The organism is Bradyrhizobium sp. WSM1253 (assembly GCF_000244935.1).
In the GTDB taxonomy this organism is placed as follows: Bacteria; Pseudomonadota; Alphaproteobacteria; order Rhizobiales; family Xanthobacteraceae; genus Bradyrhizobium; species Bradyrhizobium canariense.
The window spans coordinates 1,348,891-1,368,984 of record NZ_JH600073.1 but is presented as its reverse complement, the minus strand read 5'-3'; the positions used below and the strand labels follow the sequence as shown (position 1 = coordinate 1,368,984).

The 20,094-nt window shown below is 64.6% G+C and carries 18 protein-coding genes; all 18 read right to left on the bottom strand.

What is annotated here, in order from left to right:
- Positions 1–7: 7 nt before the first annotated feature.
- Positions 8–856: an MBL fold metallo-hydrolase gene (locus tag BRA1253DRAFT_RS08395; RefSeq protein WP_007593031.1), complete on the bottom strand. Its 849-nt coding sequence runs from the start codon at positions 854–856 to the stop codon at positions 8–10.
- A 41-nt stretch (positions 857–897) separates the two neighbouring features.
- Entirely contained in the window at positions 898–1,782 is an 885-nt protein-coding gene (locus tag BRA1253DRAFT_RS08390; protein WP_007593030.1) for an amidohydrolase, read from the bottom strand.
- Positions 1,779–2,900, bottom strand: coding sequence for a VWA domain-containing protein (locus BRA1253DRAFT_RS08385; protein WP_007593029.1), 1,122 nt, complete (start codon positions 2,898–2,900; stop codon positions 1,779–1,781). The genes BRA1253DRAFT_RS08390 and BRA1253DRAFT_RS08385 overlap by 4 nt, the downstream gene beginning before the upstream one ends.
- Complete coding sequence (locus BRA1253DRAFT_RS08380) at positions 2,897–3,778, bottom strand: MoxR family ATPase (protein ID WP_007593028.1); 882 nt, start codon at positions 3,776–3,778, stop codon at positions 2,897–2,899. Before BRA1253DRAFT_RS08380 ends, BRA1253DRAFT_RS08385 begins: the two co-directional genes overlap by 4 nt.
- A 7-nt stretch (positions 3,779–3,785) precedes the next feature.
- Positions 3,786–4,808 (bottom strand): xanthine dehydrogenase family protein molybdopterin-binding subunit, encoded by a 1,023-nt coding sequence (locus BRA1253DRAFT_RS08375; protein ID WP_007593027.1) that lies wholly within the window; start codon positions 4,806–4,808, stop codon positions 3,786–3,788.
- A 1-nt stretch (position 4,809) separates the two neighbouring features.
- Entirely contained in the window at positions 4,810–6,405 is a 1,596-nt protein-coding gene (locus BRA1253DRAFT_RS08370; RefSeq protein ID WP_007593026.1) for a xanthine dehydrogenase family protein molybdopterin-binding subunit, read from the bottom strand.
- Between the two features lie 11 nt (positions 6,406–6,416).
- Positions 6,417–6,893 carry a (2Fe-2S)-binding protein gene (locus BRA1253DRAFT_RS08365; protein ID WP_007593025.1) on the bottom strand — a complete coding sequence of 159 codons (477 nt, stop codon included), beginning with the start codon at positions 6,891–6,893 and terminating at the stop codon, positions 6,417–6,419.
- 5 nt (positions 6,894–6,898) lie between these two features.
- Positions 6,899–7,717 (bottom strand): xanthine dehydrogenase family protein subunit M, encoded by an 819-nt coding sequence (locus BRA1253DRAFT_RS08360; RefSeq protein ID WP_007593024.1) that lies wholly within the window; start codon positions 7,715–7,717, stop codon positions 6,899–6,901.
- Positions 7,714–8,163: an SRPBCC family protein gene (locus BRA1253DRAFT_RS08355; RefSeq protein ID WP_007593023.1), complete on the bottom strand. Its 450-nt coding sequence runs from the start codon at positions 8,161–8,163 to the stop codon at positions 7,714–7,716. The genes BRA1253DRAFT_RS08360 and BRA1253DRAFT_RS08355 overlap by 4 nt, the downstream gene beginning before the upstream one ends.
- A 5-nt stretch (positions 8,164–8,168) precedes the next feature.
- Complete coding sequence (locus BRA1253DRAFT_RS08350) at positions 8,169–8,606, bottom strand: SRPBCC family protein (RefSeq protein ID WP_007593021.1); 438 nt, start codon at positions 8,604–8,606, stop codon at positions 8,169–8,171.
- Between the two features lie 9 nt (positions 8,607–8,615).
- Positions 8,616–11,516 carry a flotillin family protein gene (locus BRA1253DRAFT_RS08345; RefSeq protein WP_007593019.1) on the bottom strand — a complete coding sequence of 967 codons (2,901 nt, stop codon included), beginning with the start codon at positions 11,514–11,516 and terminating at the stop codon, positions 8,616–8,618.
- A 25-nt stretch (positions 11,517–11,541) separates the two neighbouring features.
- Positions 11,542–12,375 carry a phosphoenolpyruvate hydrolase family protein gene (locus BRA1253DRAFT_RS08340; protein WP_007593017.1) on the bottom strand — a complete coding sequence of 278 codons (834 nt, stop codon included), beginning with the start codon at positions 12,373–12,375 and terminating at the stop codon, positions 11,542–11,544.
- A 3-nt stretch (positions 12,376–12,378) separates the two neighbouring features.
- Positions 12,379–14,592, bottom strand: coding sequence for an ABC transporter permease (locus tag BRA1253DRAFT_RS08335; RefSeq protein WP_007593015.1), 2,214 nt, complete (start codon positions 14,590–14,592; stop codon positions 12,379–12,381).
- Entirely contained in the window at positions 14,585–15,367 is a 783-nt protein-coding gene (locus BRA1253DRAFT_RS08330) for an ABC transporter ATP-binding protein (protein WP_007593014.1), read from the bottom strand. Before BRA1253DRAFT_RS08330 ends, BRA1253DRAFT_RS08335 begins: the two co-directional genes overlap by 8 nt.
- The gene (locus BRA1253DRAFT_RS08325; RefSeq protein WP_007593013.1) at positions 15,360–16,493 is read right to left on the bottom strand and encodes a branched-chain amino acid ABC transporter permease; all 1,134 of its coding nucleotides are present in this window, start codon (positions 16,491–16,493) and stop codon (positions 15,360–15,362) included. Before BRA1253DRAFT_RS08325 ends, BRA1253DRAFT_RS08330 begins: the two co-directional genes overlap by 8 nt.
- Position 16,494: 1 nt before the next feature.
- On the bottom strand, positions 16,495–17,505 hold the full coding sequence (locus BRA1253DRAFT_RS08320) for a branched-chain amino acid ABC transporter permease (RefSeq protein ID WP_007593012.1): 1,011 nt from the start codon (positions 17,503–17,505) through the stop codon (positions 16,495–16,497).
- 200 nt (positions 17,506–17,705) lie between these two features.
- Positions 17,706–18,533, bottom strand: coding sequence for an AraC family transcriptional regulator (locus BRA1253DRAFT_RS08315; protein WP_007593011.1), 828 nt, complete (start codon positions 18,531–18,533; stop codon positions 17,706–17,708).
- A 130-nt stretch (positions 18,534–18,663) separates the two neighbouring features.
- Entirely contained in the window at positions 18,664–19,914 is a 1,251-nt protein-coding gene (locus BRA1253DRAFT_RS08310) for an ABC transporter substrate-binding protein (RefSeq protein ID WP_007593010.1), read from the bottom strand.
- Between the last annotated feature and the right edge of the window lie 180 nt (positions 19,915–20,094).

The following is a 20,094-nucleotide window of genomic DNA, read 5'->3' as shown; positions in this document are numbered from 1 at the left end:
CTGGCGTCTAGGCTGGAAACCAGTTGCGCTGGGGCAGGGACTGCACGACCGGCCCAGGCACCTGGTCGTGGAGTCGGCCGACGACGTTGCCACCTTCGATCTTGGCGGGACGGTCATGGACCGGCAGCAGATATCGCGAATTGCTGAGCAGCTTCTTGATGGCGGCCTTCTCGGCGCGCTTGGTGGTGCCGTGATTGCCGGTGGTGCGCGGCTCCCAGTCGTGGATCTCGTTGAAGGGCGTTACGATCTGGTCGTTGAAATCATAGATGACGTCGCCGCAAATTGTGGCGATGCCGTCGGCGGTTTCGACGATGATGTTCATCGAGCCCTCGGTATGCGCATTCGCAGCGTCGCAGTAGACGCCCGGCATCAGCTCGATGGGACCTGTGATCTCAAGGTCGAGAAAGCGCAGGGCACTCTTGGTGTGCAGACGGTCGATCAGATGCTTAATATCCGGCGCCGGATATTGCGGATGCATCAGGCCGGACACGGAGTATTCAAGCTCCCGACGGTTGAGGACGACAGTCGTGTTCATCGGAAACAGATCGTCCTTGCCGGCGTGGTCGATGTGCAGATGGGTGTGGCAGACGAAGCGCACATCGCCCATCCGCACGCCGTGCCGTGCAAGCTGGTTTTCGATCATGTGCTCGTGATACTGCAGGCCGCGCATGCCCAGCGTTTCCATGATCTGGTTGGAGCGGTAACCCGTATCGACCACCACCGGATACTTGCCGCCGAGGATCAGGAAACCGAGGGTGAGGACGCGGCGGGTGCGGCCGCAATCGCGGCCGAGAACCAAAAAGCTCGATTCCAGCTCAATATCGCCATAGTCCAGAATCTTGATCTCCAGCGGCATTCCGTCCCTCCCTGTGTCCGTTCTCGTTGTTTCCTCGGCGCTCAGAGCCGATAGACGCGCATGGCAGTGGTTCTGAAAACGGCTTCGCGCTGACCATCGCGTAGCGGCGCCGCGGCGACACGGAATGCATCAATCAACTCGCGGTAGTTGGTCCACAATTTCTCGATCGGAAAATTCGAGCCGAACAGGCAGCGTTCGGCGCCGAAGATCGCAATCGTATCGGTCAGGACGGACGCGATATGCGCGGGGTCGTTGCGGTGGATGAAGGTTCCGAGCCCCGACAGTTTCGACACGATGTTCGGGCATGCGGCGAGGCGGGCCATGCCGGCGCGCCACGCAGCGCGGCCTGGGGGTGAAAGGTCCTCCAGCATGCCGGCGTGCTGGAGGATAAAGGTCACCTTCGGGCAAGATTCCACAAGGCGCGCGGCGTCCGGAATCTGCGGCGTGAACACCTGAAGGTCAAAGCTCCAGCCATAATCCGCAAGGCGGGCGATGTTGCGCTGGATCACGGGATCGGTGCAGAGATCCGGCCGCGCGGCGAAGCGACAAAGCGGGTTCTCGTGCCAATGCAGTTGCATGCGAACGCCGCGTACGAGGGCATAGCGCTTCAGGCGATCGAGCTGTGGACGCACGTCATCCACTGAAAAGTCGGCGTAAGCTACGATGGCATGCGGCCAGCCGTGCTCCTCGGCGGTCTGCTGCACCCAGGCGGCCTCGTCCTCGAAGCGGTCATTGGCCCAGTTGGTCTGGACATAGACTGAGCGGGTGACGCCGCTGCCTTCGAGGTCGCGGAGATATTCCCCGATCGGGTAATCGCGCCGGATCGGCTCGTATGGACCGAAGATGCGCGGCTGCATCGGACCGACCAGCCAGGGCAGGTCAGCCTGGCGCCAGATATGATGGTGCCCATCGACGATGTCCGTCACGCAACTCTCCTCTGTCCCAGCGCCAGCACATGCGCGACGATCGACGCGCTCGATCCACCATCGGCCAGGTCGTCGACGAAGCGCTCGATCGCGACCAGCGCTTCGGTCTGCGGCCGAAAGCCGGGACCGGCCGCGAGCGGCGTCAGCCAGCTCACGCGCCACGCACGGCGCGATAGTTTCGCGACCGCATCGCGCAGCGCGTCGGGTTCGCCCCGCTCCAGGCCGTCGGAAATAATGATCACGGCAGCTCCTCGCGCGTATCCGCCAAAGCGGGGCACGGCGAGAAAGGCCTGAAGCGCCTCGCCGATCCGGGTGCCGCCGTCCCAGTCGCTGACCACATAGGCCGCGGCCTTGAGCGCCTGCTCGCGGCGCTTGAGACGCAACGGGCGGGTGATGCGGGTCAGCCGCGTGCCGAAGGTGAAGACCTCGACATTGGGTGCCGCCTGCACCAGCGTGTGCGCGAACTTCATATTCTCTTCGGTGCGCGTCTTCATCGAGCCGGAGACGTCAATCAGAAGCAACACCTTGCGTGGGCGGTGCCGCCGCTTCAAACGTCCCAGCCGGAGGATTTCGCCGTCGCTGCGAATGGAGTCGCGGAGAGTGCGGCGCAAATCCGCGTAGGGTCCGCTGCGAGCCCGCATGCGGCGATGGCCGCGCCGCTTCGGCAGGCGCCTGGGCGCCTCGCGGGACAGCCGGCGCAGCGCATCGGTGGTGGAGAGCTGCGCAAAGCGGCGCTCGACCAGCGCTTCGGCGCGCGCAGCTGCGAGACCGGACTCATTGGCTTCGTCCGACAACAGTGGCTCGTCGTTTCCACGGGCCTCCTCTTGGAGCCGAACTGTCTCGTCGTCCTCGCCGTCATCGACGCGCTCGATTGCCTCGTTTCCGCGAAAGTGCAGATCGAACAGCCGGTCGAACGTTGCGCGACGCTCCGGTGGAGGGGCCAGTGTTGCAAGGGCCGCCTGCCGAATGTCTTCCAGGCTGCGGGGACCGAGCAACTGGATCGCGGCCAGGAACGAGGTCGTCTGTTCCGGTGCGACGGCAAACCTGTTGGTTCGCAACAAGCCGACGAACGAGATGAAAACACGCGCAGCGCGCGGCAGTTCGGGTTCGGCGCTCATGCAGAGGCCTCCGCCAGCAGGGCGTCGAGGCGCGGCGAAATGAAATGCAGATCCTCCTCGTCTTTCAGGGCAACCCCAATCGAGCGCCTGAAGGCATCGGGCCACCGTGCGCCGCCCTTGTGCAGCAGCGTGGCGGCCTCAGCCCAGTCAACGGCCTCGGCGATCCCGGGCGCCTTGCTGAGCGGCTCGCGTCGCAGCTTCTCGACGGCGGCGACGACGGCCCGCGCGGTCCCCTCGGCGACGCTGGAGGCCCGCATCATCACGATGCGGGCTTCGCGCTCCGCCGAGGGATAGTCGATCCAGTGATAGACGCACCGCCTCCGCAACGCTTCATGAAGATCCCGCGTGCGGTTTGAGGTGAGGACGACGACCGGGCGCTCAGAAGCGCGCACCGTGCCGCGCTCCGGGATCGAGATCTGAAAGTCGGACAGAAACTCGAGCAGGAAGGCTTCGAATTCCTGGTCGGCGCGATCGATTTCGTCGATCAGCAGCACAGTCGAGTCAGGCGCGCGCAGTGTCGCCAGCATCGGTCGCTCGATCAGAAAGGTTTCGCCGTAGATGTCGATGCTCTCATCGCCGGCCTGGCGGATGGCGAGCATCTGGCGCGGATAGTTCCATTCGTAGAGTGCGGCGGATGCATCGATGCCTTCGTAGCATTGCAGGCGGATCAGGCGGCGGCCGAGGACAGCGGCGATGGCTTTGGCGGCCTCGGTCTTGCCGACGCCCGGCGCACCCTCGACCAGCAATGGTTTGCCCAGCGCCAGCCCGAGATAGGCCGCGGTCGCCAGCCCCTCGTCGGCGAGGTAATAGGCGGCCCGAAGCGCCTTCTCCAGTGCCTCGGGGCTGTCGATGCCGGCGATGTTGCTGCGGACGGTCATCGCGACCTCAGCGCCGCGCCTGAGGGCGCGCGCCGCCCTCGGCCTTGATCGCGCGCAGCACCTTCTCCGGCGTAATCGGCAGATCGTCGATGCGAACGCCGACGGCGTTGAAGATGGCGTTCGCGACGGCCGGCAATACGGGATTCGCGCACATTTCGCCGGGGCCTTTGGCACCGAAGGGGCCATCAGGCGCGGGGCGTTCCAACACGGCGATGTCGTGTGGGCAGATGTCGCCAGGACCGGGCATGACATATTCGACGAAGTCGCGAGGGCCGTGGACAGGGTCGGGATAATAGGGTTCAGGCGTCTCGTAGAGCGCGTGACTGACGCCCATCCAGGCGCCGCCGACGAGCTGTTGCTCGACCAGCCGCGGGTTGAGCGCGCGGCCGAGCTCATAGGCAGAGTCCATGCGGATCATCGTGACCTCGCCGGTCTCGTCGTCGACCTCGACCTCGGCGACAAGACAGGCATGGGCGTAGCAGGTCGCCGGCGACATCTCGCCGGTTTCCGGATCGACATTGGACAGAGGAACCAGGAAGATGCCACGGCCAGAGATGGTCTTGCCCTGCTTGAACTGCGCCGCGATGGCGACGTCCTTGGTGGAGATCGAGCGGTGCGGCGCGCCCTTGACGTGGATGTTGCCCCGGCCGTCGGTTTCGAGATCGGCGGCGTTGACCTCGAGTTCCTCTGCGGCGGCCTCCATCATCACGCCGCGCGCCTCGCGCGCCGCCGCCATCACGGCATTGCCGACGCGATGGGTGCCGCGCGAAGCGAACGAGCCCATGCAATGCGGACCGGTGTCAGAATCGGCGGTGTCGACATAGACGTCCTCGACGGGCACGCCGAGCGTCTCTGCGCAGATTTGCCGCGTGACCGACTTCATGCCTTGGCCGAGATCAATCGACGACAGCGCTACGGTGAATTTGCCGCTTGGGTTGGAATGGACCAGGGCTTGGCTGGGATCGCCGCCGAGATTCATGCCGATGGGATAATTGACCGACGCGATGCCGCGTCCGCGATGTCGGGTCATCTCAACGCCTCCTGGTGCCGAACACGGATGAGAATCGACCCGCCCCGTGCGAGGGCGATGCCGGTCGCGGTGGCTGCGGCGGGGAGGGCGCGGGCGGTGGGGGCTCGCGCGGCGGTTCGCGCGACGCGGCCGTTGGAAGGCGATCATAGCTCGTGCGCTGCGGCGCCGGCGCGGTTGTCCGCGCGTTGGTGTCGGCAGTCGTCCGCGGGATGACGGCGCGGCTGCCGCCGCCGTCCTTGCGGGAGGAGGCACGCTTGAACTCGTCGCGGATCGGCCATTTCGCTTTCTCGGCAGCTACCTGGACGCACTCGATCAGCGCCGTGTTCTTGGCCTCGCGCCGGTGCGCCTTCATGTCGCCGTCGCGATAGGCATTGAGGATGCGGAACTCCATCGGATCCATGCCGACGAGGTTCGCGAGCTTGTCCATCTGGCACTCGATCGCAAAATCCATGGCGGTGACGCCGAAGCCGCGCATCGCGGTTGCCGGCGTACGGTTGGTGAAGACGCAGTAGACGTCGCCATAGACGTTAGGGATGGTGTAGGGTCCTGGCAGGTGGGCTGCGCATTTCACCGCGGCATAGCTCGAGAGCCGCGTATATGCACCGCTGTCGAAATATGCGCGGATCTTTCGCGCAACGACGCGGCCGTCGCGCATCACGCCATCCTTGATGTAGATGCGCTCGGCGCCGCGCGGCGGACCGTATTGCATCTCTTCTTCGCGTCCGAACACGTAGCGCACGGGACGTCCCGTCAGCATCGCACCCAGGATGCATAAAGGTTCGGTCAGCGTGTCCACCTTGCCGCCAAAGCCGCCACCGACGGTGCCGCCGATGAAATGGAAGGTGTTGGAGGGGACGTCGAGAATCTTGGCGCAGGTGTCGACCGAGAAGAACAGCGCCTGGGTCGAGGTATAGACGACATACCGACCGTTGGTGTCGGGCGCCGCGATCGAGCCGTTGGTTTCGGTCGGCGCGTGCTCGATAGGCGACATCTGGTAGCGCTGTTCGAGCACGTGATCGGCGCTCGCGAGTGCGGCATCGGCGTCGCCGAAGCGGAGTTTCTGGTGATCGTATGTGTCGTGATAAATGAAGGCATTCTTCGGATAGGTCTCGTTGACGACGGGCGCGCCGGCCTTCAACGCATCTTCAACGTCGAACACGGTCGGCAGCGGCTCATAGTCGATCCGCACCTTTGCGATCGCCTCGAACGCCGCGCGCTCGCTATCGGCGACGATGGCCAGGATCGGCTCCCCCTTGTAGCGAACTTTGTCGACAGCCAGCGACGGCTCGTCGTCCCTGCCGAAATTGATCAGGCTCAAGAGCGTATTGAGGTTGCGGGGCACGTCGGAGCCGCGGATGATCCGGCGCACGCCGGCTGAGCGCTCGGCGTCCGCGGTGTCGATCCGCCGGATTCTTGCATGCGAATGGGTCGAGCGAACGACTTTCAGGTGCAGCATGCCCTGGAGCTTGTGGTCGTTGAAATAGCTCGACGTCCCCGTGACATGGCCGAGCATGTCCTGGCGCTGCGTGCCCTTGCCGATCTCGTTGAGATTGTCGTCGCGCTCGTCGGCGAAAATGTCTTTGCGCAGTTCCAGCATGATCTGGTCCTTCAGGCGCTCACCCGGCCACCGGAGGCGGCGAGGATGGCGTTGATGATCGGCTCGTAGCCGGTGCACCGGCAGATGTTGCCGGAGATCGCCTCGACGATCTCGGCGCGGCTCGGCGAGGGATTGCGATCAAGCAATGCCTTGGCAGCCATCAGCATGCCCGGCGTGCAATAGCCGCACTGGGCAGCAAAATTCTCGGCGAAGGCGCGCTGCAGCGGATGGAGGTTCGGTCCCTGCTTCAGGCTATCCAGCGTCTCGACGGAGCGGCCGGCAACGGTCTCGGCCAGCGTCAGACAGGAGAGATGGAGTTCGCCGTCGATCAGGACACTGCAGGTGCCGCAGCCCCCCTGGCCGCAACCGAACTTCGGCGTCATGTCGCCGATCAATTCGCGAAGCGCGACGAGCAGGTTGGTGCCACCATCGACGAAAATGGCGACATCGCTGCCGTTGTGGCGGAATTGCAGAGCAGTCTTGGCCATACGATCTATTCCTGACCCAAAAGAAGACGACGCAGATGGACGCCGACGATCTCGCGGCGGTACCAGGCGCTGCCGAGCGCGTTGTCGGACGGCGATGTTCCTTCCGCGGCTGCGGAGGCTGCGGCCGCGACCGTCGCGGCATCGAGCGCGCGGCCTTCCAGGGCGCGTTCGGCCGCCCGCGCACGTATTTGCGTCGGCGCCATCGATCCCAATGCAATTCGCGCCCCGGCGATCCGTCCGCCACTGATAGGCAGATGCGCGGCGAGCGTGATGACCGCGCCCCCTTTGGGCTTGATCCGTGCGATCTTGCGGTAGCGAAAAGCCTCCGCGTTTATCGGTCGCGTGCACGACACCGACAGCACGAGCGCACCCGCCTGCCTTTCACGTGACTGCAAGAACTCCTCAATTGGAATGTCGCGCGATCCAAAGCCGCCTTGCAGGGCCACCGTGGCATCGAGCGCAAGCATGGCGACGGTGAAATCGCCATAGGGGTTGGGCGCGAACAGATTGCCGCCCACCGTACCCATGTTGCGCACTGCCGGACCGCCGATCGAGCGGGCAGGGGCGTGCAGGAAAGCGAGGTCGCGCTCGGCCAGAATCCTGGCGAAAGTCACGCCAGCACCCAGCGTGATCCGTGGGCCGGAGGGGTCGATCCGCGTCAAGGCTTGGTCATTGGCGCGCACGACGGTTGAGATCGAGATGTCGCCTTCGTTCAGTGCACGCATCACCAGCGTGCCGCCACCGAGATAGCGTGCGTTGCGATCAGACGACAGCGCGGCCGCGGCCTCGCTCGAGCTCGTGAAGGTCTTCACGGTCACAGTCATGTTGACACAGCCTCCTTGAGGTACCGCCGGATCGCTTCGAATCCCGCCTGGTAGATATCTTCCGCGACCATGTGGGTGATCCGGTCCTTGTCCTCGGGCCGTGCCGAAAAGCGGGATTCCCAGTGCCAGAAGGTGCGGTCGCCATCCGTGACGGGCAGCAGGCGGACGTGGGCCACGTAGTTGAACATCGGGACCGGCGTATCGAGCAGGCAATAGCTGAAGGTCTGCTCCAGATCCGACAGCGCCAGCAATTGCTCGCGCAGCTCCGAGCCGTCCTGCAGCTTGAAGCACCTGACACAACCGATCTTGTCCGAAGCCTGCGCGCGCTCGATCGTGGAGGTCGCGACCGCCGGATGCCAGCGATCGTGCCCGTTGAAGTCGCGCAGCACGGCCCACACGGAGCCGGTCGGCGCATCCAGGATCGTGCTCTTGACGATATGCGGCACGGCGCTCAGCCTCCGAACTGGCGCTTGAGGGCGTCGAAGCCGCCCTGGAACACGCCGCCGCCGATATTCGCGACGAGCTCCGCCTCCCGCTCGGGTGCGCAGTCGAACTCGGCGGTCCATTCCATGAAGGTCTGGTCGCCATCCGTGACCGGCGTCAGCCGAAGCGTCGCGACGTAGTCCTCGACCCCCATCGGGGATTCGAGGATCGAGTAGGTGCAGAACATGTCGTAATCAGACAGGCCGAGCAGCTTTTCCCGGATACGATCGCCGTTGCGCAGGCGAAAATCCCTGACGCAGCCGATCTTGTCGGAGGGCTCGCCGCCCTCGATGCGGCTTTCCGCAATCGCGGGATGCCAGTTCGGCAGACCGTTGAAGTCGCGTACCCGCGCCCAGACGCGATCGTTGCGTGCGTTGACGACGGTTGAGACATAGACCCGGGCCATGGTGCGATCTCAGCTCTTCTTCCGAGGGCTGCGCTCGCCGGGCGGCTCGCCGTCGGACGAAGGCGAGGGCGCAGCGGTTGGCTTCTCGCCACCGCCGCCCTTGCGCGCGGAGTCCTTGATGCCCTGCATGTCGCGAGCTTCTCGGATCAGGCCTGGCATCTTGGCGAGGCTGCCGCCTTCGACGCCGATGTCCGCAAGAAGCGAGTCGATCAGCGGCGCCTGGACGCGATAGCGCAGCGCCGAGTCGATCACCTCGTCGGTCGCGCTCCGGCCGCCATTGCCGCCATGGCCGTTGCCGTTGAGGCCGTCGACCTGGAGGATGCGGATGCCCTGGATCTTCTCCATCGGCTTGACGCTCTCACGGACGATGCCCTCGATGCGGTCGAGCAGCTTTCTACGGAACAGCGAGTAGCGCGCCTGGTCCGTCAGCACGTTCTCGGCCTCGTTGAGCATACGCTGCGCCTCCGCCTCGACCGCGGCGCGGATCCGTTCCGCTTCCGCGGCAATTCGCGTCTCCTCGGCCTGCTTCTCGGCGATCAGGATCTCCACGGTCTTGCGACGCTTCGCGATCTCGCTCTCGCGCGCGGTAATGACGCGCTCGGTAGCCTCAGTGGCATGCACCCGCGCCTCCTCGGCCGAGGTCTTGGCCGCGGATTCCTCCAACGACTTCAGGTGGATGGCAATCGCCTTCTCCATCAGAACGGTCTCGACCTCCTTCTCACGATTGATTTCAAGCTTGCGCAGCTCGCGCTCGCGGCCGATGCGGGCCTCGTCGAGGCCGCGATCGGAGGCAATGCGGGAGCGCTCGACCTCTTCACGCGCGGCAATCTCGGCTTCCTGCAGCGACTGGACGCGAGCGACTTCGAGCTGTTCGATCGAACGGCGACGTTCGATCCGCGCCGCCTCCAGCGCATGCTCGCGCGAGACGTCCGTGGTCTCGACCTCCTTGCGCGCGACAATCTCGGCCTGCCTGACCTGGCGGTCGGCGTCGATGCGCTCGGACTTCTTGGTCGAGAGCGCGATGACCCGGTCCTCATCCGCGATCTCGATCGCCTTCTTGTGCTCGATGTTGAGGACTTCGCGCTTCCTGGAGGACGTGATGCGCTCGGTTTCGAGCGCGAGATCGACGCCGATGCGCTGCCGCTCGATGGTGTCGCGCCGCTTCAGCTCGGCCGCCTCGAGCACGGCTGTGCGCTCGATCTCGAGCGCGCGTGTGTCACGCTCGGCCTGAATACGCTCGGCTGCAACAGACTTCTCCTGCGCGATCCGCGCGGCTTCGATGGCTTCGCGTGAGGCGATGTCGGCTTCCTCGACGGCGCGGTTGCGGGCGATTTCCAGCGACCGAACGCGTTCTTGTTGGGTGATGCGGGCAGCTTCCGTGGCTTCGCGTGCCGTGACCTCTGCGACTTCCAGCGTCTGATTGCGTTCGATCTCCAACTGCCGGGTATTCTGCTCGACCGCGATGCGCTCGACGGCGAGCCTATGCTCGCGGTCGATGCGCGCCGCCTCGACCGCACGCTGCGCCTCAATCTCGGCTTCCTGGATGTTACGCACCTGCTGGATCTCCAGCGCACGGGTGCGCTCATCGGATGCGATGCGCTCGACATTGACAATCATGGTCTGGGCGATGCGGGCCTTCTCGGTCGTCTCGCGGGCAGCGATCTCGGCTTCGTCCACAGCGCGGGTCCGGTCGATCTCGCGGCGCCGGGTCTCCTCTTCGTTGGCGATGCGGGCGTCCGTCACGACGCGGTCCTGCTGGATACGCGCTTTCTCGATCGCCTCGCGGGCGGTGATCTCAGCTTCCTCGATGGTCTGCATCCGCTCGATTTCGCGCTGGCGCACCTCGCGCTCGGAGGCGATGCGGCTGGTATCGATCGAACGCTGGTTGGCGATCCGGGTCTTCTCGATTTCCTCCCGTGCGAGCAGCTCCTTCTCCTCGATGGTGCGGGTGCGCTCGATCTCCCGCTGACGGGTCTCACGCTCCGAGGCGATGCGGGCCTCGGCGATCGCCTGATCGTTGGCGATGCGGGCCTTCTCGATGGTTTCACGGGCGGAAATCTGCGCCTGCTCGGCTTCGGTCTCGCGCAGGGCCCGCTCGCGTGCGACCTCGGTGCGTTGCAGGGCCCGGCGCATCTCGATGTCGCGCTCCTGTTCGAGGCGCGCCGTCTCGCTTTCGCGTTCGATCTCGAGAGCCTGCCGCTCGGCCTCCAGGTTGCGAGAGCGGATCTTGATCATCGAATCTTGCTCGATGTCGTTGCGCAGCTTGCGCTTGGCCTCGATGTCCTCCATCAGGCGGGTCAGACCTTCGGCGTCGAAGCGGTTCGAGGGGTTGAAGAATTCGAGATCGGTCTGGTCCAGATCGGTGATCGCGACTGACTCCAGCTCGAGTCCGTTCTGGGCGAGGGCCTCTGCCGCGTTTGCCTTGAGGCGGGCGACGTACTCGCCGCGCTGTTCGTGCATCTGCTCGAGGGTCATCTCCGAGGCAACGGAACGAATGGCGGAGATGAATTTGCCGGCGAGGAGGGCGTGGAGCTGTTCGGGCTCCATGGTGCGGCGGCCGAGCGTGGCGGCCGCGATAGACACGGCTTCGCGGGTCGCCTGCACGCGGACATAAAAATCGGCCTCGATGTCGACGCGCATGCGGTCACGGGTGATTACGGCGTCCTGGCGGGAGCGAACGATGCCCATCGGCTGCACGTTCATGTTGACCGGCGTGTAGTCGTGGATGAACGGCAGCACGAAGGCGCCGCCGTTGATCACGACGCGCTCGCCGAGCAGGCCGGTCCGGACGAATGAGGTCTCCTTGGACGAGCGGTGATAGAGCCAGTTCACGATGTAGACGCCGACCACGATCACCACGACGGCGACGATCAGCCAGAGGATCAATTCACCGACCAGAGTCCCTGACATGTTTCTCTCCCTCGACCTTTCGGCGTTATCGCGCGCCGATCGCCTTGAATTTGCGAACCTGATCCGTCAGTGCCCGCTCGACCGGCAGCCGTTCCATCGAGGAGGCGCCGTAGAAGCCGTGGCAATTGCGTGTGTTCCTCATGATGAAATCGGCATCGTCCGGATCGGAGATCGGTCCGCCATGAGCGAGCACCAGAATGTCCGGATTGACGCCGAGTGCGGCGGAGGCCCAGGTGTCGATGTGTGCTGGGCAATCCGTCAGCTTGAGCGCTGTCTGCGCGCCGATGGTGCCCCCGGTCGTCAGGCCCAGATGACACACGATGATATCCGCGCCCGCGATCGCCATCGCGGCAGCTTCCTTCTCGCTAAAGACGTAGGGCGTCGTCAGCAGGTCCTTCTCGCGCGCCTTTGCAATCATGTCGATCTCGAGCGCATAGGACATGCCGGTCTCTTCGAGATTGGCGCGGAACACGCCGTCGATAAGGCCGACGGTCGGAAAGTTCTGCACGCCGGCGAAGCCAAGCGCCTTCAACTGGTCCAGGAAAAGATCCATGTCGCGGAACGGATCCGTGCCATTGACGCCGGCGAGCACTGGCGTCCTGGAGACGACGGGCAGCACTTCGCCGGCCATCTCCAGCACGATGGCATTGGCGTCGCCGTAAGCCATCAATCCCGCGAGCGAGCCTCGGCCGGCCATGCGGTAGCGGCCGGAATTGTAGATGACGATAAGGTCGACGCCGCCAGCCTCCTCGCATTTGGCCGAAAGGCCGGTGCCGGCGCCGCCGCCGACGATCGGCTCGCCGCGCCTTGCCATGTCGCGGAAGCGCTTCAACAGTGCAGCGCGTTCAAACCGGGCCATCGGTCACCTCGCTAGTCTCCGGCGCGCCCCAATGCGGCCGAACAATGTTCGGAACGCGCTGACAATGGTGGAGGCGAACTCGGGGTCATTGATGTTCTTGGGAACGCGGATAAGCTGACGGTTGGCGGTCTGCCGCACGTTGCGCTCCAGCGTGCGGAACAGCGCCGCATCGGCATCCGGATCCCAGAATGGCTGTCCTCGCGCGTCGAGCGCGGAGACGCCGCCCTCGGGCAGGAAGAAGCGCACCGGCCCGTCCATCCGGTTGAGTCGATCGGCGACCCAGTGCCCCATGCGCTCGTTCTCCTCCGCCGTGGTCCGCATCAGTGTGACCTGCGGGTTGTGGACGTGGAATTTCCTGCCGCGGTAGCGCTCCGGGATCGTCTCAGGAGCGCCGAAATTCACCATGTCCAGCGCGCCCGCCGAGCCGACATAAGGCACCCGGTTGCGGATGATGGCGCCAAAGCGGTCGTCGGTGGCCGGGAACACGCCACCCATCAGGAGGTCCCCGACCTCCGTGGTCGTGAGGTCGATGACGCCTGCGAGCTGCCCGGAATCGACGAGCTTCTCCATTGAGCGCCCGCCGACGCCGGTGGCGTGGAAGACGAGGCACTCGAAATCCTCGCGCAAGTCGGCCGCGATCTTCTGCACCGCCGGCGTGGTGACACCGAACATGGTGATGCCGACCGACGGCAATCCGCTGTCGTCGCGATCCTTTCGTGCATGCTGATCCAGGCGCGCCTTGACCATGCCGGCGAGCGCGTTGGCGCCGTTGGCCAGCACGGCGCGCGAGATCGAGTTGAGGCCCTGCACGTCGGCGACCGAATGCATCATGGTGATGTCCGCGGGGCCGACATAGGGCCCGACGTCACCGGAGGCGACGGACGAGACGATGAGCTTCGGCACCCCGACAGGAAGGGTCCGCATACCGGGCGCGACCAGTGACGCTGCGCCCGAGCCGCCGGCCGAAATCACGCCGGCAACATTGCTCTGGCGCCGCAGCCAGCTGGCGAAGGCCTCGGCCATCGCGGTGACGGCGGCGCCCCGGTCGGCTCCAAATACCGCCGATCCGCCGCGACCGTGGTTCAAGGCGATCTCCTGGGCGGAGACGTCGCTGGCCGCGTGTCTGCCGCTGGTGGAGACATCGACCAATCGGGTTCGCAGGCCTGTCCCGGCGATGATGTCGCGGATGAAGCGGAGCTCCGTGCCCTTGGTGTCGAGCGTACCGACGACGAGCACGACCGGGGGGCCCTGCGTTTGCGTCGCAACCGGTTCGCGCTGTCGCCGTGCCGTCTCGTCGAGACGCATCACCTGTGTCGAGAACGTGCGGGCCGCAGCCTCGATGCGGGCGATCGGCACAGGCTGCGACCACCGTGTCGGCGGCGTCGGGTTGGAGATGTAGATGCGGATCGCGCCGCCCGGCCGCGTTTGCGGCGGAGAAAGCTTCTCTTCCGTATCCGCCGGCGGCACGTCGAGGTCGAGCTCGAGTCCGGCGTGCATTCCGACACCGAGCAGGCGCTGCTGCAGTTCGCGATCGGCGGCAAGCCGCACCGAATCGATGATGCGGTTGACGCGACCGTTGACCATGATCGCGACGTTGCCCGACACGGCGGTCGCCACCCCGATATTCTGCTCGATCACGAGCACGGACATGTCGCCGTCCTCGCCAAGCCGTAGCAGCATCTCCTCGACCTGGGCCACGATGACGGGCGCGAGCCCCTCGGTGGGCTCGTCCATGATCAGGAGCCGCGGGTTGGTGAGCAACGCGCGCGAGATCGCGAGCATCTGTTGCTCGCCGCCGGAGAGCTGGCCGCCGCCGTGATCCTTGCGCTCGGCCAACCGCGGAAACGTCTTGTAGATGCGCTCGACCGTCCAGGCGCCGCGGCGCAAGCCGGCGGCAAGCCGCAGATGCTCGTCGACGCTGAGTGAACGCCACAGCCGCCGTCCCTGCGGAACGTAGCCGACGCCGAGTCGGGCTATGTGGGCAGGCGGCTGCCGGGTGATGTCATCGCCGCGGATGCGGATCGAGCCGCCGCTGACCGGCACCAGCCCCATGATGGCCTTGCACAGCGTGGTCTTGCCCATGCCGTTGCGGCCGACGACCGAGAACACGCCGGCCTCGAGCGTCAGGTCCACGCCCTGCAACGCATGCGAATGGCCGTAATAGACGTCCAGGCCGCGGACTTCGAGCGCGGCGGCGGTACGGCGGACCTCATTCATGGCCGCCTCCGAGGTAAAGCTCCTGCACTTCGGGATCGGACTCGATCTCCTGCGGACGGCCTTCCTTGAAGATCCGCCCGTTGTGCATCATCGTGACGCTCTCGACGACGCGCAGGGCCACGTCCATGTCGTGCTCGATGATGATGTAGCCGATATGCGCGGGCAGGGAGGTCAATATCTCGATCAGCTCGGCACGCTCGGTCGGCGACAGTCCCGCGGCCGGTTCATCGAACAGGACGAATCGCGGTGCGCCAGCAAGCGCAAGTGCGATCTCGAGCTGGCGCTGCTGGCCATGCGCGAGTTCGGCAACGCGCTGATCCTTCACGCCCGAGAGATGGACGGCCTGCACGAGATTTTCGGCTGCGTGCATCAACGCATCGTTTTGACCGGGGCGGAGAAACGAGAAGCGCCCCCGTGAGACGCCACGGCAGGCGAGGTAGACATTGTCCTGGACGGTAAGGCCGGGAAACAGCGCGGAGATCTGGTAAGTCCGGCGCAGGCCGCGGCGGATGCGCTCATAGGGCGGGAAGTGCGTGACGTCCTCGCCGAAGAAGCGGATGGTGCCGGAAGAAGGTGGGAAGTCGCCGGTGATGCAGTTGAACAACGTGGTCTTGCCGGCGCCGTTGGAGCCAAGCACGGCGCGCCGTTCGCCGGGGCGGACGGTAATGGTGATGTCGGTGAGTGCCGCCAGCGCGCCGAACAGACGAGTGACGCCGCGCAGCTCCAGGGCCGCGCCGGCACCTACGACAGAGAGGCGTTGCGCGACGCTATCCATGGTTGGATCCTTGACTGGATCCTTGGCCAGATTCTCGGCCAGAGTCTCGGCCACGTCGTCCGCTTGAACTTGCCGCGCCGGAGCGTTGGCGGCGGCGCCAGCTCTGCCAGAGCCCGATGACGCCGTCCGAGGACCAGAACACGATGGCGAGGAAGCCGAGGCCGATCAGGAGCCGAAAGCGGTTGCCGTCGAGCCCCAGCTTGACCAGGAAATCGAGTGCGAAAGTGCGCAGCAGCACGAAGATCAGCGCGCCGATAAAGGGTCCGATGGGGCGCGTGATGCCGCCGACGACTGCGATGATGAGAATATCGATGCAGGCTCCGACGCTCACGGATCCCGGCGAAATCTGCCGGTAATTCCAGACCTGGAGTACCCCTGCCAGCGCCGCGACAAACGACGCGAAGACGTAGGCCGCGACGCGATGCGCATTGACGTTGAAGCCGAGCGCCGCCATGCGGCGGGGATTGTCGCGGACACCTTGCAACGCGAGGCCGAACGGCGCGCGGGAGATGTAGTCGACGGCGAAGTAGCACAGCGCGGCTACCGCGAGGACGATATAATAGAAGGGAATGTCGGCGCGCCAGTTGACGCCCCAGAAATGCGGCGTGGCAACGGTATTGATGCCGGTATGGCCGTTGAAAATCGCCCAGTTCTGGTTGGTGAAATAATAGAACGCCGCGCCGATCGCGAGCGTGATCATGATGGTGTAGATGCCCTCGGTGCGCACCGCCAGCGCGCCGCCGAGCGTGCCGAAGATGGTCGCGAGCGCAAGTGCCATCGGGACCGCAAGCCACCACGGCCAGCCCAGGCTGATATTGGCGTTGCCGCTGACGCCAAACACCGCGACCATATAGGCGGAGAAACCAGCGATGGTGAGCTGCATCAGGCTGACCATGCCGCCATAGCCGGCAAGAAACATCAGACTCAGCGCCATGGTTCCGAGGATCAGCGTGGTCGCAAAGATCTCGATCAGGAAGAAGCCGTTGGCGATCAGGGGCATGATCAGGAGAATGGCCGCGACGGTCCAGGCTGCCGGATTGTCGATCTCCGGCCATCCGCGCAATTTCGAGCGCTGCACCGCAGTGGCGGGACGAACCGGGACGCGGGCGTCGTGAGCGAGGGACATGTCAGCGCCTCGCCAACAGGCCCTGCGGCCGAATTGCCAGCACCAGAACCATGATCAGGAAGGTCACGACGATGGCGTAGGTCGGGATGTAGACCGAGCCGAGCTGTTCGGCGAGGCCAATGATGAGCGCGCCCAGCGCAGCCCCAGGAATCGAGCCCATCCCACCGACGATCACGACGACGAGGGAGGCGAGCAGGAAGCGGATATCTTCCCCTGGCGAGAGCGACTGGAAGGTTCCGCCGACGACGCCAGCGACGCCGGCGAGGCCGGCGCCGAGCGCAAACACCACCACGAAAACGAGTTGGATCCGTACCCCGGTCGCAGCCAAGATGTCGCGATCGTCGACGCCGGCGCGGATGATCATGCCGATGCGCGTGCGGTTGAGCGCCAGCCACATCGCCATGCCGATCACGACGGAGGCGGCGAAGATCACGAGTCGAACCAAGGGATAGCGGAGATAGACCGGCTCGCCTGAGGATTTGATCGCGGTGACCAGCGGCAGCTCCACAGGTCCGATCAGCCAGTTCGGGGTCTGGATCTGATAGAAATCGCCACCGCAGGCCCACAGCATCAGATCGGCGAACACGATCGAGAGTCCGATGGTCACCATGGTCTGGCGCAGGTCCTGGCCTTCCATACGGCGGAAGACGAGGACCTGGAGCAGGACGCCGACCAGTGCCGTCAGGACGAAAGCGACGATGAAGCTGAGGACCCATGAACCGGTAGCGGCGCTGATGGCATAGCCGACATAGCCGCCGAACAAATAGAGCGAACCGTGCGCGAGGTTGACGTTGCGCATCAGGCCGAAGATCAGCGTGAAACCGCTGGCGACGAGGAAATAGAGACCGCCGAGCGTGATGCCGTTGAAGAGGGCGTTGAGGAAGACCCGCTTGCGGCCGAGCGCATCTTCGACGCTCTGCGGCCACACTGCGAAAATCAGCCAAAGCGCCACCGCAATCACGATGATGACAATCAGTGCCCAGGCAGGATGGCGCTCGACAAAGCGGGTCATGATCGCCGCTCCGTCTTCACGTCACCCCATCTCTCACCCCGCAAGCGGGGCGGAGAGGCACGCAGACCGTTGCCGGCCGCAAGCCCTGCCATGAACGTGCGCTCCCTATTGCGCGTGATCCTCTTTTCGGGATCGCGTTTGGCGCATCCTAATGCGGCTGTAAGGGAGGTGTTTGATCGTGAGTATCTTTTCGCGTGCGGTCAGGCGCGCAAAACCTTGGCCGCGCGGCGATAATCGGTCGGCGCCATGCCGACATTGGCGGCGAAGAAGCGGGTGAATCCGCTCTGCGACGAGAAGCCGAGATCGAAGCCGATATCAGCGATCGGCGCTTCGCTCGCCACCAGCGCCTCCAGCGCCTGCTCCATCATCAGCGTGTTGAGATAGAGGTGTGGCGTGACGCCGGTCTGGGTGCGGAAGAGCCGGTAGAAATGCGGCCGCGACAGGCCGGATTCGCGCGCGATGGTGTCGAGCTCGATCTCGGCGCCAGGACTCTCCGACATCATCTTGATGCACTTGCGCACGCGAAAATCAGTGATGGAACCGTTTGTGCGCGGGTCGCGCGCGGTCGCCGCCTGTTGCCAGCTTTCGTCATAACAGATGTCGATCAGGCTTCTCAGCTCGCCATCGAGGCTGTTGAGCGAGGGAGCGCCGCACACGAGGGCGGCTGCGTGCCTGATATGCTTGTCCAGCGCAACGGACCGCGTGAACTGGGTGCGGCCGAAGCGTAGGCGGTCGGCGCCGGGCGCATCGGGCGCGAACCACTCCGCATTGACGTAGAGCACGAAGAAAACGGCGCCGCCTTCGAGATCGGACGGCAGGAAATTATGCGGCTCCCACGGATTGACCGCGACGACGGAACCTTCGGTGAGCTCGTAGCGTCCGTCACTGACATCGATGCATGCGGAACGCCCGCCGACATGGAAGATCAAATGACCTTCGCGATGTGCGTGGATGTTGAAAGGGCGGTTCAACTGATAGACCGTCGCCCGACCAAAGCGGCCGTGGAAGACGGCGAGCGCCCGGCTCATGCCTCTCCTCCCAAAAGCTCTTGGTATTTTTTGGTAGCGTTCAACAACCGGGGAGAGAATGCAAGGGCGCACGTGTCGCGCTTCTGGCAAATCTCTCCCCGGCCGGTCATCGTTGGCGAACGAGACTAGGTCAGTATTTCTTACATTCCGGTACTGTGCGGCTCGGTAAACCGATTTTGGCGAACACCGCGGGATCGTAGCCCAGCGTTTGGTTGACGTTCGGGATCACGTTCACGACCTTTGAGAACAGCGCGCCCTTGCCGTCGTCGACGACCTCGGTGACGAAGTTGGTGCCGATCGCCTGGCGGTTGGAGTCCAGCTTGATCTTGCCGTTGGGTGCGTCGAGTTCGATCTTGGCAAGCGCCTCCTTGTACTTGGCCTGATTGTTGGAGAGATCTCCGTTGACCTGACGCAGCGCCAGGATCAGCGCCATGGTCGAGCCATAATAGTTGGTGGCGAGCAGCGATGGGCTCGGGAAGCGCTTGTTGGGCGGGAAGGCGTCCTGATAGTCCTTCACGAACTTCTGCCAACTCGGGTTCTCCCAGGTGTCGGCCTGGCCGCTCGCGGCCAGCGTGCCGATCAGGGCATTCTTGGCGTTTCCCTTGGACGACAGGATGGTCTGGTCGATCATGATCGAGCCGCCCATCAGATGCGCCTTGCCGCCGGCCTGCTGGTATTGGTTCAGGAAGTTGACGGCGTCGGCGCCGCCGAGGCCGAGATAGATTGCGTCGACGTCGTCGGGCAGTGCGGCGATAACCGAGGCAAAGTCCTTTGTGCCAAGCGGCACCCATTGCCGGTTGGTGACCTGTCCGCCAGCACCGCAGAACTCGAGCACGAGGCCGAACACCTGCGTATAGATGAAGGAGTAGTCTTCGCCGACGGTCGCGATCTTGCGGTACTTCTTTTGGTCATAAGCGTATTTGCCGAGGCCCACCTGCCACTGCGCGCCGTCCATGTTGTAGCGGAAAAAGTTCGGAGCCGGATCGACATAGGTCGTTTCCTGGGCACCGGAGGCGGCATTGATGAAAGTGAGTTCGGGATGGGTCTTTGCAAAATTCTTGACCGCGATGCCTTCGTCGCCAGAGAGCGGCGACAGCAGGATCTGTACCTTGTCCTGCTCGATCAGCTTGCGCACGGCTCGTACGGCGGAGTCCGGCGTCGCGTCGGTCGAGGCGATGACAAATTCGAGTTCCTTGTCGCCGACCTTCTTTCCGAGGACGTTGAGGGCCGTCTGGAAGCCGCGGATGCCGTCCTCGCCGAGCACGGTGTAGGTGCCTTCGAGCGTCGCGGTGACGCCGACCTTGATCTTCTCCTGTGCGAAGGCGGTGCCCGAAAGTAACAGGCTGCTCAACGCGATCAGTCCTAGACTGCCTTTCAACATTGCTCTGCTCCCTGAGCGTTCTTGTCACTGTTTTTCACCGCGCCTGGACGCGCCCGCCGCGCGGTGCGGCGTTCGGACAAGGCCAACGGTTCTTGAAATGGAGGCTAACTGAACTCCGATGCAGCGCACGTGCCGGAGCCGCGCGCGGCTTAACGGGCAGTCTCATTTTGAATGCTGCGT